Origin of the sequence: Mycolicibacterium setense (assembly GCF_000805385.1) — a bacterium.
GTDB classification, from domain to species: Bacteria; Actinomycetota; Actinomycetes; order Mycobacteriales; family Mycobacteriaceae; genus Mycobacterium; species Mycobacterium setense.
On sequence record NZ_JTJW01000010.1, the window covers coordinates 865,883 to 880,363 of the forward strand.

Annotated in this window: 14 protein-coding genes; 8 read left to right on the plus strand and 6 right to left on the minus strand. The window is 66.4% G+C overall.

Annotated features, from left to right (window positions below; translation table 11 throughout):
* Positions 1 to 146: 146 nt before the first annotated feature.
* Together leuA and QQ25_RS29235 are read left to right on the plus strand one after the other, a co-directional pair.
* Positions 147 to 1,979, plus strand: coding sequence for a 2-isopropylmalate synthase (leuA, locus tag QQ25_RS29230; protein WP_039382548.1), 1,833 nt, complete (start codon positions 147 to 149; stop codon positions 1,977 to 1,979).
* 50 nt (positions 1,980 to 2,029) lie between these two features.
* Positions 2,030 to 2,416 (plus strand): SHOCT domain-containing protein, encoded by a 387-nt coding sequence (locus QQ25_RS29235; protein WP_039326001.1) that lies wholly within the window; start codon positions 2,030 to 2,032, stop codon positions 2,414 to 2,416.
* Between the two features lie 25 nt (positions 2,417 to 2,441).
* Here the strand turns inward: QQ25_RS29235 and QQ25_RS29240 are convergent, their stop codons facing one another.
* The gene (locus QQ25_RS29240; protein WP_039382551.1) at positions 2,442 to 3,431 is read right to left on the minus strand and encodes a DEDDh family exonuclease; all 990 of its coding nucleotides are present in this window, start codon (positions 3,429 to 3,431) and stop codon (positions 2,442 to 2,444) included.
* A 97-nt stretch (positions 3,432 to 3,528) separates the two neighbouring features.
* On the opposite strand from QQ25_RS29240, the gene QQ25_RS29245 reads away from it, so the two are divergent.
* Together QQ25_RS29245 and QQ25_RS29250 are read left to right on the plus strand one after the other, a co-directional pair.
* Entirely contained in the window at positions 3,529 to 4,749 is a 1,221-nt protein-coding gene (locus QQ25_RS29245) for a Mur ligase family protein (RefSeq protein ID WP_039382553.1), read from the plus strand.
* Positions 4,746 to 5,483: a type 1 glutamine amidotransferase gene (locus QQ25_RS29250; RefSeq protein ID WP_039382555.1), complete on the plus strand. Its 738-nt coding sequence runs from the start codon at positions 4,746 to 4,748 to the stop codon at positions 5,481 to 5,483. The genes QQ25_RS29245 and QQ25_RS29250 overlap by 4 nt, the downstream gene beginning before the upstream one ends.
* Positions 5,484 to 5,565: 82 nt before the next feature.
* Here the strand turns inward: QQ25_RS29250 and QQ25_RS29255 are convergent, their stop codons facing one another.
* Complete coding sequence (locus QQ25_RS29255; RefSeq protein WP_039382557.1) at positions 5,566 to 6,276, minus strand: MBL fold metallo-hydrolase; 711 nt, start codon at positions 6,274 to 6,276, stop codon at positions 5,566 to 5,568.
* 561 nt (positions 6,277 to 6,837) lie between these two features.
* Between QQ25_RS29255 and QQ25_RS29260 the strand changes: the two genes are divergently transcribed.
* Complete coding sequence (locus QQ25_RS29260) at positions 6,838 to 8,196, plus strand: hypothetical protein (protein WP_131546255.1); 1,359 nt, start codon at positions 6,838 to 6,840, stop codon at positions 8,194 to 8,196.
* A 42-nt stretch (positions 8,197 to 8,238) separates the two neighbouring features.
* Here QQ25_RS29260 and QQ25_RS29265 read toward each other — a convergent pair whose 3' ends face one another.
* The 3 genes from QQ25_RS29265 to QQ25_RS29275 form a co-directional block, all read right to left on the minus strand.
* Entirely contained in the window at positions 8,239 to 9,126 is an 888-nt protein-coding gene (locus QQ25_RS29265; protein WP_052236143.1) for a type IV toxin-antitoxin system AbiEi family antitoxin, read from the minus strand.
* Between the two features lie 102 nt (positions 9,127 to 9,228).
* Positions 9,229 to 9,840: a recombination mediator RecR gene (gene recR / locus QQ25_RS29270; protein WP_039326011.1), complete on the minus strand. Its 612-nt coding sequence runs from the start codon at positions 9,838 to 9,840 to the stop codon at positions 9,229 to 9,231.
* A complete protein-coding gene (locus QQ25_RS29275) occupies positions 9,841 to 10,173 on the minus strand; it encodes a YbaB/EbfC family nucleoid-associated protein (RefSeq protein WP_039326014.1) in 333 nt (110 codons plus the stop codon).
* A gap of 103 nt (positions 10,174 to 10,276) precedes the next feature.
* Here QQ25_RS29275 and QQ25_RS29280 point away from each other — a divergent pair, with 103 nt between their 5' ends.
* Complete coding sequence (locus tag QQ25_RS29280; protein ID WP_039326017.1) at positions 10,277 to 11,071, plus strand: Rv3717 family N-acetylmuramoyl-L-alanine amidase; 795 nt, start codon at positions 10,277 to 10,279, stop codon at positions 11,069 to 11,071.
* A gap of 17 nt (positions 11,072 to 11,088) precedes the next feature.
* Here the strand turns inward: QQ25_RS29280 and QQ25_RS29285 are convergent, their stop codons facing one another.
* Positions 11,089 to 11,529, minus strand: coding sequence for an SRPBCC family protein (locus tag QQ25_RS29285; RefSeq protein WP_039326019.1), 441 nt, complete (start codon positions 11,527 to 11,529; stop codon positions 11,089 to 11,091).
* 65 nt (positions 11,530 to 11,594) lie between these two features.
* Between QQ25_RS29285 and QQ25_RS29290 the strand changes: the two genes are divergently transcribed.
* Both QQ25_RS29290 and QQ25_RS29295 read left to right on the plus strand, forming a co-directional pair.
* Positions 11,595 to 12,986, plus strand: a complete 1,392-nt coding sequence (locus tag QQ25_RS29290; protein WP_039382561.1) for an FAD-binding oxidoreductase — start codon at positions 11,595 to 11,597, stop codon at positions 12,984 to 12,986.
* Between the two features lie 13 nt (positions 12,987 to 12,999).
* A complete protein-coding gene (locus tag QQ25_RS29295) occupies positions 13,000 to 14,313 on the plus strand; it encodes a class I SAM-dependent methyltransferase (protein ID WP_039382562.1) in 1,314 nt (437 codons plus the stop codon).
* Positions 14,314 to 14,481: the final 168 nt, after the last annotated feature.

The following is a 14,481-nucleotide window of genomic DNA, read 5'->3' on the forward strand; positions in this document are numbered from 1 at the left end:
GCCTGGGATTGGCGCGGAGTACAGTTGAGCGCGTGCAGCGGGTGCTCCTTCTCGGACGCCGCGACGGGGTCTGATCAGACCGGCTTCCTGTCGCGGGTTTTTGCGATGCGCCGGTCGGGTCCCCCTTCAACTCCCGGAGCAAAACCATGACCACCCCCGACATCTCTGTAGATGCCTTCAGTTCGGTTCGCACGATCAATACGCCGGCCGGTGCGCCCAATCCGGGTCAGCCCGTCTGGAACACCCAGCGCGGCTCATCCATGCCGGTCAGCCGCTACCGCAGCTTCGCCGAGGAAGTCCCCGGCGGCAGCCCGGCATTCAGCCCGGCTCCCGTTCCGTTCGACCGCACCTGGCCGGATCGCGTCATCGACAAGGCACCCATGTGGTGTGCGGTCGATCTGCGCGACGGTAACCAGGCCCTGATCGATCCGATGAGCCCGGCGCGCAAGCGCCGCATGTTCGACCTGCTGGTACGGATGGGCTACAAGGAGATCGAGGTCGGCTTCCCGTCGGCCAGCCAGACCGACTACGACTTCGTCCGCGAGATCATCGAGGACGGCGCGATCCCGGCCGACGTGACCATCCAGGTGCTGACCCAGTGCCGCCCCGAGCTGATCGAGCGCACCTTCGAGGCGTGTGCCGGGGCGCCACAGGCGATCGTGCACTTCTACAACTCGACGTCGATCCTGCAGCGCCGCGTGGTGTTCCGCGCCGACCGCGACGCCGTCAAGAAGATCGCCACCGACGGCGCCCAGCTGTGCGTCGAGGAGGCCAAGAAATACCCGCAGACGCGGTGGCGCTTCGAGTACTCCCCCGAGTCGTACACGGGGACCGAGCTGGAGTACGCCGTCGAGGTGTGCAACGCGGTCGCCGACATCGTCAAGCCGACGCCCGAGTGGCCGCTGATCGTCAACCTGCCTGCCACCGTCGAGATGGCCACCCCGAACGTCTACGCCGATTCGATCGAGTGGATGAGCAGGCACCTGACCCCGCGCGACTCGATCATCCTGAGCCTGCACCCCCACAACGACCGCGGAACCGGTGTTGCCGCAGCCGAATTGGGCTATCAGGCCGGTGCCGACCGGATCGAGGGCTGCCTGTTCGGCAACGGCGAGCGCACCGGCAACGTGTGCCTGGTGACCCTGGGGCTGAACATGTTCAGCCGCGGCGTCGACCCGCAGATCGACTTCTCCAACATCGACGAGATCCGTCGCACGGTCGAGTACTGCAACCAGCTGCCCGTGCACGAGCGTCACCCCTACGGCGGTGATCTGGTCTACACCGCGTTCTCCGGCAGCCACCAGGACGCCATCAACAAGGGCCTGGACCAGATGAAGTTCGACGCGGACGAGGCTGACCTCGATGTTGATGATCTCCTGTGGCAAGTTCCCTACCTGCCCATCGATCCCAAAGACGTCGGCCGCACCTACGAGGCCGTGATCCGGGTGAACTCGCAGTCCGGCAAGGGCGGCGTGGCCTACATCATGAAGGCCGACCACGGCCTGGTGCTGCCGCGCCGGCTGCAGATCGAGTTCAGCCAGGCCATCCAGACCATCACCGACGGTGAGGGCGGCGAGGTGTCACCGAAGGAGATCTGGGACGCGTTCTCCGAGGAGTACCTGGCCCCGATCACGCCGCTGGAGCGGATCCGCCAGAAGGTCGTCGCGTCCGAGGTCGACGGCGGTACCGACACCATCACCGCGATCGTCAAGATCGACAGCGTCGAGCGCGAGATCATCGGTGCCGGCAACGGCCCGCTGGCGGCGTTCGTCGACGCCCTCGGCGCCATCGGCTACGACATCAACGTGCTGGATTACTCCGAGCACGCGATGTCCTCGGGTGAAGAGGCTCAGGCCGCGGCGTACGTCGAGGCGTCGATCGGCGGCAGGACCGTGTGGGGCGTCGGCATCGCCACCTCGATCACAACTGCATCACTTCGCGCGGTCGTATCTGCCGTCAACCGGGCAGCGCGTGCTTAGCTGACGTCGGCGTAGATCTCTGCGCCTCCGCCAACTTCAAGGAGCAGTCCATGGACTGGGGTTCGACCTGGGATTTCCTCTGGCATTTCCTGATCATCTTCGCTTGGATCGCCTACTTGCTGGTCCTGTTCCAGATCCTCACCGACCTGTTCTGGCGTGACCACAAGACCTCCGGCTGGGTCAAGGCGGTGTGGGTGGTCTTCCTGATCGTGCTGCCGTGGCTCACCGCGCTGGTCTACCTGATCGCCCGCGGCCAGGGCATGTCCGAGCGTGCCCAGGCGGCGGCACTCGCGGCCAAGAAGGAAACCGACGACTACATCAAGCAGGCGGCGGGCCGGTCTCCGGCGCAGGAGATCGCCGACGCCAAGGCTCTGCTGGATGCCGGCACGATCAGCCAGGCCGAGTTCGACGGGTTGAAGGCCAAGGCGCTCAGCTAGTCAAAACACCGCGGCAAGCCGCGAATCAAAACAGCGTGTACTGATCGCTCTCGGCGCCGGTGTCGTGGAACTCCTCGATGCTCGTACCCCCGAGGACATGGGTCAGCAGGCCCATGAACGTCTCGTCGTCGAGGAGCGGTACACCCGACTCCACGGCCTGGTAGCCCTTGCCCTGATCGGGTGCGGGCTCGTTGCAGATCACCAAAGACGTCTGCTGGTCGACCAGGTCCGTGTAGGCCAGCCCGGCGTGCAGGATGCGCTCGATGAGCTCCTCATGGGTGCGCGCCACCTCTGCCGAGAGCGCCACGCGCATGCCCTGCACCAGTGGCCTGCCCGCGACGTGGACCCCGGGGTTGGCGTACTCGCACGGCAGCCGCGAGGCCAGGACCTTCAACGGGCGCAGCTCTTCATGGGTGATGTGGCCGTTGGGCCAGCGGCGCCGGCTCACCTCCCGCAGGGGCAGCCACACCTTGCGGTCCCGCGCACGGGCCAGGGTGGGTTTGAGGATCTGCGCCAGCACCAACGCATCGTCCAGCGCGTCGTGTGGCTTCATCTGGCTCACGCCCCAGTGCGCTGCCAGCGTCTCCAGGCGCAGATTCTCGGTGCCCAGCGCCAGGCGGCGGGCCAGCTCGACGGTGCACATCACGCTGTCGATCGGCAGCTCGGCGCCCACCAGCTCGGCCTCGGCGGCCAAAAAGCTGTAGTCGAAGCCCACGTTGTGCGCCACCAGCGTGCGTCCCCGCAGGATCTCGCTCACGTCGGCGACCACGTCGCCGAAGGTCGGCTGGCCCTCGAGCATCTCGGCCGTCAGACCGTGCACATGGGTAGGCCCCGGATCCACCCCGGGATTCAGCAAGGTGGACACGCTGCGCTCGACATTGCCGTCATCCCCGACGGCCAGGGCGGCGACGCTGACGATGCGTGCCTGACCCGGCCGAAACCCGGTGGTCTCCACGTCGACGACGGCCCAGCCCGCGCCCGGCTCGGATGCCGGCCTGCCCCACGCGCTGCTCATATTCGCCAGGATGGCACGCGAGCCCGACAGAGTCCGATTGACGCGCCGCGTCGCCTCGCTCGGCAGCCCAGCGTGTCGTGCCCCTAAAATCGCCGGAATGCTGACCCTTCGCGGGCGTGCCGCTCTGGCCGCCGGATCAACCGCGCGCTGGGCGTCGCGGGTCACCGGCCGTGGCGCGGGCGCGATGATCGGCGGCCTGGTGGCGATGACGCTGGACCGCTCGATCCTGCGTCAACTGGGCCAGGACCGCCGCAGCGTCGTCGTGACCGGCACGAATGGCAAATCGACCACCACCAGGATGACGGCGGCCGCGCTGGCCACGATCGGCTCGGTGGCCAGTAACTCCGAGGGCGCCAACATGGACGCCGGGCTGGTAGCCGCGCTGGCCGGGGCGCGCGAGGCCACGCTGGCCGCGCTGGAAGTCGACGAGATGCACGTCCCGCACGTGTCGGACGCGGTGAACCCGGCTGTGATCGTCCTGCTGAATCTGTCGCGCGATCAGCTCGACCGGGTCGGTGAGATCAACCACATCGAACGCACCCTGCGCGGCGGGCTGGCCCGCCATCGCGACGCGGTGATCGTGGCCAACTGCGACGACGTGCTGATGACCTCGGCCGCATATGACAGCCCCAACGTCGTGTGGGTGGCGGCCGGTGGCAGCTGGTCCGGCGACTCGGTGAGCTGCCCGCGATCCGGCGAGATCATCGAGCGCAACGGGCGGGACTGGCACTCGACGGGAAGCGACTTCAAACGTCCCAGCCCGCAGTGGTGGTACGACGACACCCACATCTACGGTCCCGACGGCCTCGCGCTGCCGATGACGCTGGCCCTGCCGGGCGCCGTCAACCGCGGTAACGCCACCCAGGCGGTCGCGGCCGCCGTCGCTCTCGGCGCCGACCCTGCCGCCGCGGTGGCCGCCGTCTCCGGCGTCGACGAGGTCGCCGGGCGGTACCGCACCGTGCAGATCGGCTCGCATACCGCGCGGATCCTGCTGGCGAAGAACCCGGCCGGCTGGCAGGAGGCCCTGTCGATGGTGGACAAGCACGGCGCCGGGGTGGTGATCGCGGTCAACGGACAAGTTCCCGACGGCGAGGATCTGTCGTGGTTGTGGGATGTTCGGTTCGAGCACTTTGACGACACGGTCGTCGTCGCCGCCGGGGAGCGCGGGACCGATCTCGCGGTGCGGCTGGGCTACGCCGGTGTCGAGCACTCACTGGTGCACGACACCGTCGCCGCGATCGACTCCTGCCCACCCGGGCATGTCGAGGTGATCGCCAACTACACCGCGTTCCTGCAACTGAATCGGCGGATCCCATGAGTGGCGCGCGCGCGAGGAGCAATAAGGCCCCGGTGCAGATCGGGCTCGTGCTGCCCGACGTGATGGGAACCTACGGAGACAGCGGCAATGCCGTGGTGCTGCGACAACGGTTGCGGTTGCGTGGAATTGACGCCGAGATCGTGGAGATCACGCTGGGTGATCCGGTGCCCTCGTCGCTCGATCTCTACACCCTGGGCGGCGCCGAGGACTACGCGCAGCGGCTGGCCACCAAGCACCTGATCCGCTATCCCGGTCTACAGCAAGCAGTTTCACGTGGCGCACCCGTGCTGGCCATCTGCGCGGCCATCCAGGTGCTGGGGCACTGGTACGAGACCTCGGCCGGTGAACGGGTCGAAGGCGTCGGGCTGCTCGACGTCACCACATCGCCGCAGGAGACCCGGACCATCGGCGAAGTGGCCTCGACTCCCCTGCTCGACGGGCTGACCCAGCCGCTGACCGGCTTCGAAAACCACCGTGGTGGAACGGTTCTCGGACCCGATGCACGTCCGCTGGCCACTGTCACCAAGGGTGCGGGCAACCGATTGGGCGACGGCCACGACGGTGCGGTGCAAGGCAGCGTGGTGGCCACCTACCTGCACGGTCCCTGCCTGGCCCGCAATCCGGAGCTGGCCGACCATCTGTTGTCTCAAGTGGTGGGCGACCTTCCGCCACTGCAACTGCCCGAGGTGGATCTGCTGCGCCGCGAGCGTCTGGCTGCCCCGCGCCGGGTGTAGTCGCCACCCCTTCTCCGCCGAAACGGCATTCCAGCAGACCGCTACTCGGACTTTTCCTGCTGGAATGCCGTTTCGGCGGGAATCAGGCGAAGACGTCGACCGCCTTGGCGATCTGCGCGGCGGCGTCGGTGAGAATCGGCTCGCCGTGGCCGAACCCGGCGCGCTGCGCGCCGGTGGCGGCGAGCCTGGCCACCGAGTCCGCGAGCTCGGAACGGTCAGAGTTGAAGACCCCGAAGATCACCTGACCGTTGAATTCGGCCACCACGTCGCCGGTGAGGACCGCATCGGCGGCGGGCAGATACAGCGCGATGCTGCCCGGCGTATGACCGGGTACGCCGATCACCCGGGCCCCGCCGGCGAAGTCGAGAACGTCGTCATCACCGACCACCCGGTCCACCCGGCACGCCGGGCCGTGCGGTGATGCGTCGAAGTCTGGGCGCAGCCCGCGTTCCGAATCGGTCAGCACCGGAAGCGGTCCGGGTTCGCCGCCGCGGACGAATTCGGCATCCCCCTTGCCCGCGATGACCTCCACGTCGGACCAGTCCGCGATTTCGGCGGCAGCGCCGCTGTGGTCCTCGTGAAAGTGGGTGAGCACGATGCGCTTGACGTGGATGCGACGCAAGCCCAGTTCGGCGAGGGCGTCGGCGATCAATCCCGCGCTGTCCGGCCAGCCGGTGTCGACCAACGTCACGCCGTCGGACTCGGTCCACAGATAGCTGTTGAGTAGGTGCGCCTGGCCACCGGGGATCCGCAGCCGATACAGCGAATCCGCCATCTGGAGTAGATCGGGCATGGGTTCGACGCTACCGGCGTGCGGCCGAGGTGAGCCCGGTCTGATGCACGCAACATCGCGTGTTGACGTCATCGTCAACTTTGGTGGACAGATCTTTAGGATGCGTTCGCGAATCGGACAAAAACGATAGCTGTGTAAACGCTGTGGTTGCCGGTCCGCGGTGGAGGACGCCGTGATCCAGGCCCGCGGAACGGTGCACAGTTACCGCAATCACATCTGACCGGCAAACTGACGCAGCTCACGTGCACGCAAAGCTACCGGCCAGTATGGACCAGTGACTAGACCATTAATCGTGACCTCGGCTAACTAGTGGCCGCAACCGACACATCGCCCACGGCCCGGCCCCTTTCAGTCAGAACTTGACCGCCAGGTGTTTGCCAGAGCGCCGAAGACTGCTTTTGCAGCTGCCGCTTGAGCAAATACTTTCCTCATTTCAAGACCCGCTGAGCCGTCTCATTATGTGGACTAACTATGGATTTGACGTGGGTTTATGTGTTCAATCTGTCCTTACTCTCAAGTAGGTATCAACTCCCCTCGGGGAGTAAGCAAAGGAATAAGGTCATGCAAACCGCTGTTCGCTCATATCTCACCGCTGGGGTGGCCCTGGCCGGCGCGGGCGTCATCGCCGTCAGCCCGGTCATGCCAACCCCGACTGACATCCAGCTGCCGGCACTCCACGCGTCGTCTGCAGCGGTAAGTCTGTCCGCCCTGACCAATCCGGTGGATGCGTGGGCGCAGACGCTGTCGAACGCGGGCGCCAATCTGCAGACGCTCGGCGAGCAACTGCTGGCCAGTGACTTCCCGATCCTGCGGACCGTCGTCAGCAATCAGATCGGCAACGCGACGGTCGTCGGCAACGCCCTTCAGACCTATGCCGACAACCTCACGGCCACGCTCCAAGGCCTACCTGAGGCGTTGCAGACGGCTTCCGAGCTGATCTCGCAGGGCGAGATCAGCTCGGCCTTGGACGGACTGACGTTGAGCCTCCTTCCGGCGATCCTCGGCCTGCTCGACGTCACGAACAACAGCTGGTCCGCGGTCAACACGACGGCGCAAAACTTCGTGAACGTGATCAAACAGGTGCCGAACATCGTGACCGCGGTGGCACTGCCGGCCGCCTTCCCGATCCTGTCCGTGGTGAACGGTTTGGCCGCAACCGCCGAAGAAGTGGTCAAGGCTGTCAACGCCGGAGATGCGGAAGGCGCCGCCAGCGCGCTCATCAACGCACCGGCGACCCTCACGGATGCATTCCTGAACGGCAAGGGCACGATTCTGGGGATCATCCCCGTCGCGGGCCTGTTGTCCCCGTCGTCCCCGCTCGGGGCCCTCGGCAGCGGACCCATCGCATCGCTGCTCGATCTCCCCAAAATGATCGCGGGGGTGCTCGACCCGAACCCGATGGCACCGGCCCCGTCGTCCGCGACAGCCACCTCCGCCAAGCTGAGCAGTTCCGCCGTCGACGCATTGACCAGCGGCCCCTCCGCGCGGAGCGTCACACTCAGTGTTCCGGCTTCCGGTATCGCAGCGGACGTGGCCGAGGCTGCTGAGACCGTTCCGGCGAAGGGCGCGGACACCGCCGAGCCCGCCGTCGCGAAGCCGGCCGAGGAGGCACCTGCCGAATCCACCGGCACTGCAACCGATTCGAGCGCGGACGCCGCGGCAGGCAGCGGCTCCGCGGCCGCTGAGGCCACCGGCTCCCCCGCGACCCCGAAGGCCTCCACAGCCAAGAAGGTCGCGACAAAGAGCCCGGCGAGGCAGATCCGCGACAACATCAAGAAGGCCGCCCAGCGGATCGCCGGGAAAACCGACAAGCGCGCCGGCACGTCGGACAGCGGTGCCGGCAGCTCGGACAACAGTGCGGGCAGCGGGCACTCCGCCGGCAAGTCCAGCCACAAGGGCAGTGGCAGCCACGACGGCTAACCACTGATCGCCATCCCGCCGAAACCGCATTCCAGCAGACCGTTACTCGAACTTTCTCTGCTGGAATGCGGTTTCGCGGCGTTTGGGGTCCCATCCACGCGCCCGCAATGCCTGATATGCCCGCTGAATCACGTCGGCCTGTCGATCCTCTTTGATCACTCGCATGACATCCCAACCGAGTTGGGCGAGCTTGGGCAGCACCCTCAGATCCTTGACGTACTGCGCCCGGTCGGTCTGGTGCTGGCCACCGTCGTACTCCGAGGCGACCTGGAAGTCCTCCCAACCCATGTCGAGGGTTCGAACGTGCCGTCCCCATTCGTCGACGATGGTGATCTGCGTTGCCGGCCGGGGCAGGCCGGCGTCGATGTAGAGCAGACGCAGCCGCGTCTCCGGCGGTGACGCCGCGCCGCCGTCGACCAATGGCAGCACGGCTTTCAGCTTGGCCACACCACGTGCGCCCCGGTAACGCTTGGCCAGTATCAGGACGTCCTCGATCGAAAACGGGCACGCGCGCATCAACGCATCGAGGCGCTCGACGGCCTTCGTGCGTGGCAGGAAACGGCCGAGGTCGAAGGCCGTGCGTGCGGGTGTGGTCACCGGTAGGCCTGCGACACAGGTGATCTCGTCATCTTCGACGCGCTCGTGGCGAACGACGATGCCGCGCGGCGAGCGGATGCAATCCCAGAGGAACTCGATCGTGATGTCGTCGTCGACCCATTGCGCCCCGTGCAATGCCGAGGCTGCAACACCGGTGACGACGCCCTCGCGTCGGGTCCACAGCCAGGCCGCGGTGGTGCGGTCACGTAGCGACAACGACTGGTCCCGCGGCACATGGACGTTCCGGAAAATCGGCCGGTACCAACGCCGGAGCTCGTGCCTTGTGACGATGCCGTCGGCAATCGCCTCGGTGCCGATCAAAATCTCCCCCATGGGCAGATGCTTGCCCTCGGGTACGACAACCCCGCCGAAATCGCATTCCAGCAGGAAAAGTGCGAGTAAGGCCCTGCTGGAATGCCGTTTCGGCGGGAAAAACTAAGCCATGGCCCGGCGGCCGGCCAACGCCCGGCCGAGGGTGAGCTCGTCGGCGAACTCCAGGTCGCCGCCCATCGGCAGGCCCGAGGCGATACGAGTGACGGTGAGGCCCGGGATGTCGCGCAGCATCCGCACGAGATAGGTGGCCGTGGCCTCACCCTCGGTGTTCGGATCGGTCGCGATGATCACCTCGGCAACATCGACGCCGTCGACCCGTTCGCCGATGCGATTGAGCAGTTCGCGGATACGCAGCTGGTCGGGCCCGATGCCCGACAGTGGATCCAATGCCCCACCGAGTACGTGATAGCGCCCCCGGAACTCCCGGGTGCGCTCGACGGCCTGGACGTCCTTGGGCTCCTCGACCACGCACACCAAGGAGGCGTCGCGGCGGGGGTCCTTGCAGATCCGGCAGCGTTCCTCATCGGAGACGTTGCCGCACACCGCACAGAACGTGACACCGTCCCGGACGCGGCCCAGCACCGCGGTCAGCCGATCGATTTCCGGCGGCTCGACGCTCAACAGGTGAAAGGCGATCCGCTGGGCGCTCTTGGGCCCGATACCGGGCAGCTTGCCGAGCTCGTCGATCAGATCCTGTACCGGGCCTTCGAACACTTAGAGCCCCGGAAGCCCGAACCCGCTCAGCCCGCCGGCGAGCGGGCCCAGGCGGCTCTGCGCCAGCGTGGTCACCTGGTTGGAGGCATCGGCAAGCGCACCGACGATGAGGTCCTGCAAGGTCTCGACGTCGTCGGGGTCGACGACCTTGGGATCGATCGCCACCGCGACCACCTCACCGCTGCCCTTCACCGTGACCTGCACGAGGCCGCCACCGGCCTGGCCGTGCACCTCGGAATTGGCCAGCGCCTCCTGCGCCTCCATGAGCTGCTGCTGTACCTGCTGAGCCTGCGCCAGCAGGGCCGACATGTCGGGCGTGCCTCCGGGTTGCATGAGTGGTCCCCTTGCCGTGTTGGTTGCGTCTTGGTCTCGACTTGGTTGCTCTCGCCTGTCGGCGGCGATTCGGACTTTCAGCCTAGTCGGCGTGCGGGCTAGCGTGGCGCCCGTGCGAGTCCCAGCCCGCGTGCGTGTCGGCGCCGCCAAAGCCAGCAGGGCGGCGATCTGCGCCCTCGTCGCCGCGGCCGTCCCGGCGATCGTCGACGCTCCTCACGCCAACGCTGCCCCGAACGTCGCCGGCATGATCGTCTTCCTCGATCCCGGCCACAACGGCGCCAACGACGCGTCGATCAGCCGCCAGGTGCCCACCGGCCGCGGCGGCACGAAAGACTGCCAGGCCAGCGGCACCTCCACCGAGGACGGCTTCCCCGAGCACACCTTCACCTGGGACACCACGTTGCGGGTACGGGCCATCCTGAATCAGATGGGCGTGCGGACCGCCATGTCGCGCGGCAACGACAACGCGCTGGGACCCTGTGTCGACGAGCGGGCCTCGATGGCCAACGCACTGCGGCCCAATGCCATCGTGTCCATCCACGCCGACGGCGGCCCGGCCAACGGCCGCGGTTTCCACGTGCTCTACTCGTCGCCGCCGTTGAACAACGTGCAGGCCGGACCGTCGGTGCAGTTCGCCAAGGCGATGCGCGATCAGCTGTCCGCCTCGGGTATCCCGCCGGCCACCTACATCGGTTCCGGCGGTCTGGATGCCCGCTCGGACATCGCCGGGCTCAACCTGGCGCAGTTCCCGTCGATCCTCGTCGAGTGCGGCAACATGAAGAACCCGGTCGACTCGTCACTGATGAAGACGCCGGACGGCAGGCAGAAGTACGCCGAAGCCATCGTGCGGGGCGTCGCCGCCTACCTGGGCAGCCAGGGCGGCACCCCGGCGCGTTAGCGCTCGATGGTCGGGCGCTACGCGCTCTCCACTTCCTTCTTCAGGTTGGCCAGTACCTCGGCCTGGATCTTGCGGAGGCCCAGCGGCGCGAAGGTCTTCTCGAAGAAGCCCTTGATCCCGCCGGCACCGGTCCAGCTGGTCTTGAGATTGACCGAAGATCCGGTGCCCGCCGGGGCCACGGTCCAGTTGGTCACCAGGCTGGAGTTGGCGTCCTTCTCGATCACGGTGTGGCCGGCCACATCCACCGACGCCTTGATGTCACGCACCCGGGACTCGGTCGCCTGCAGCTTCCAACTGGCCACGGTGCCCGCGCCCTGGCCACCCTCGAGAACCTGATAGTCGCGGTAGTGCGAGGAGAGAATCTTCGGGCGCACGGTCTGGTAGTCCGCGATCGCGGCGAACACAGCGGCCGGCTCGGCGTTGATCAGAACCGTGCTGACCGCACTGACCTGTCCCATGATTGAAACTCCTTCAACTCGTGTCTGCGGTCGCATCGTCGGCAACCTCCGACTAGCGTATATGTGTGTCTGTTGTTGCGACTGACGCACAAGCTGTCCATGCCACAGGCGTGCAGCGCCTGTTGGACAGTTACCGCGCCATACCACCGAATTCGACCGTGCGGCTTGCCAAGCCCACGTCGAACCTCTTCCGTGCGCGCGCTCGCAGCGATGTCAAAGGCCTGGACGTGTCGGGGCTGACCAATGTGATCGCGGTCGACGCCGACGCCCGCACCGCCGACGTGGCCGGCATGTGCACCTATGAGGATCTGGTGGCCGCGACGCTGCCGCACGGCCTGGCCCCGCTTGTGGTGCCGCAACTCAAGACCATCACGCTGGGTGGCGCGGTCACCGGGCTCGGCATCGAGTCCACGTCGTTCCGCAACGGTCTGCCGCACGAATCGGTGCTGGAGATGGACATTCTCACCGGAACCGGCGAGATCGTCACCGCCTCACAGCAACACCACTCCGACCTGTTCCGTACTTTCCCCAATTCATATGGCACCCTTGGCTATTCCACCCGGCTGCGGATCGAGCTGGAACCCGTCACACCATTTGTCGCGTTGCGCCACCTACGGTTTCATTCGCTGACCGAACTCGTCGCAGCCATGGACCGGATCATCGAGACCGGCGGGCTCGACGGCGAGCCGGTCGATTACCTCGACGGGGTGGTGTTCAGCGCCGACGAAAGCTACCTGTGCGTCGGTTTCAAGACGACGACGCCGGGGCCCGTCAGCGATTACACCGGCCAGGAAATCTACTACCGCTCGATCCAGCACGCCGAAGGCGAGAAGCACGACCGGCTGACGATTCACGATTATCTGTGGCGGTGGGACACCGACTGGTTCTGGTGTTCGCGGGCTTTCGGCGCACAGAATCCCACGATCCGCCGGTTCTGGCCCCGCCGGCTGCGCCGCAGCAGCTTCTACTGGAAACTGGTCGGCTACGACCAGCGGTTCAACATCGCCGACCGGATCGAGAAGCATCACGGACGTCCTCCGCGTGAGCGGGTGGTGCAGGACGTCGAGGTGCCGGTGGAGAACTGCGAACACTTTCTCAACTGGTTCCTGCACAACGTACCGATCGAGCCGATCTGGTTGTGCCCGTTGCGGTTACGTGAGGACGACCGCAACGGTGCGGGCTGGCCCCTGTATCCCCTTCGCGCTCACCACACCTACGTCAACGTCGGATTCTGGTCCTCGGTGCCCGTCGGGCCGGTGGAGGGCCACACCAACAAGCTGATCGAAGCCAAGGTCAGCGAGCTCGACGGACACAAGTCCCTCTATTCCGATTCCTACTATCAGCGTGAGGATTTCGACGAACTCTACGGCGGAGAGACGTACAAGACCGTCAAGAAGGCCTACGACCCCGATTCGCGTTTGTTTGACCTGTATTCGAAAGCCGTCCTGCGCCGATGAACGGAGAACAGCGATGACAACCTTCAAAGAACAGCCCACGCACGCAGGGGATCACAAGCTCAGCCTGGCCGAGATCCTGGAGATCTTCGCCTCGGGCTCCCAGCCGCTGAAATTCACCGCCTACGACGGCAGTACGTCCGGTCCGAGCGATGCCACCCTCGGCCTGGACCTCAAGACCCCGCGCGGCACGACATATCTGGCGACCGCGCCCGGGGACCTGGGCCTGGCCCGCGCCTATGTGTCCGGCGACCTGGATCTGTACGGAGCACATCCCGGCGACCCCTATCCGCTGCTGTGCGCACTGGCGGAGAAGATGGCGTTCAAACGTCCGTCCGCCCGGGTGCTGGCCAACATCGTCCGGTCCATCGGCATCGAGCACTTCAAGCCCATCGCGCCGCCGCCCCAGGAGGCGTTGCCACGGTGGCGGCGGGTGGTAGAAGGGTTGCGGCACAGCAAGACTCGTGACGCCGAGGCGATCCATCATCACTACGACGTGTCGAACACCTTCTACGAATGGGTGCTGGGGCCGTCGATGACCTACACCTGCGCGTGCTACCCGGATGCCGATGCCAGCCTGGAAGAGGCGCAGGACAACAAATACCGCCTGGTGTTCGAGAAGCTCCGGCTGCAACCAGGCGACCGGCTGCTCGACGTGGGCTGCGGCTGGGGCGGCATGGTGCGCTACGCCGCACGCCACGGTGTCAATGCGCTCGGGGTGACCCTGTCGGTGGAACAGGCCCGCTGGGCGCAGGAGGCCATCGTCAAGGAGGGTCTCGGTGACCTGGCCGAGGTGCGCCACGGCGACTATCGCGACATCACCGAAACCGGGTTCGACGCGGTGTCCTCGATCGGCCTGACCGAGCACATCGGCGTACACAACTACCCGTCGTACTTCGGTTTCCTGAAGTCGCGGATGCGTCCGGGGGCGCTGCTGCTCAATCACTGCATCACCCGCCACGACAACCGAAGTGGCGCGGCCGCGGGTGGTTTCATAGACCGCTACGTGTTCCCGGACGGAGAACTGACGGGTTCGGGCCGGATCATCGCCGAGGTGCAGGATGTCGGCCTCGAGGTCATGCACGAGGAGAACCTGCGCAACCACTATGCGATGACCCTGCGCGATTGGTGCGCCAACCTCGTCGAGCACTGGGACGAGGCGGTGGCCGAGGTGGGGCTGCCCACGGCGAAGGTGTGGGGCCTGTACATGGCCGGCTCCCGGCTGGGCTTCGAGACCAATGTGGTTCAGCTACACCAGGTTCTGGCCGTCAAGCTGGATGACCGAGGTGACGACGGCGGCCTGCCGCTGCGGCCGTGGTGGACACCCTAGGCTCCCTTCGCGTTTCGCACGGATCGCCTTTCGCACGGATCGCGCTTCGCACGGCGGAGTGGGCGAGTATCGGGCGTGTCGTGCGGGAGAACGACATATGGACGAGCCCGCATCGGTATCCGCCCGAAAATTCTGGGCAGGCGTGACAGCAGTGACGGCGCGTAACCG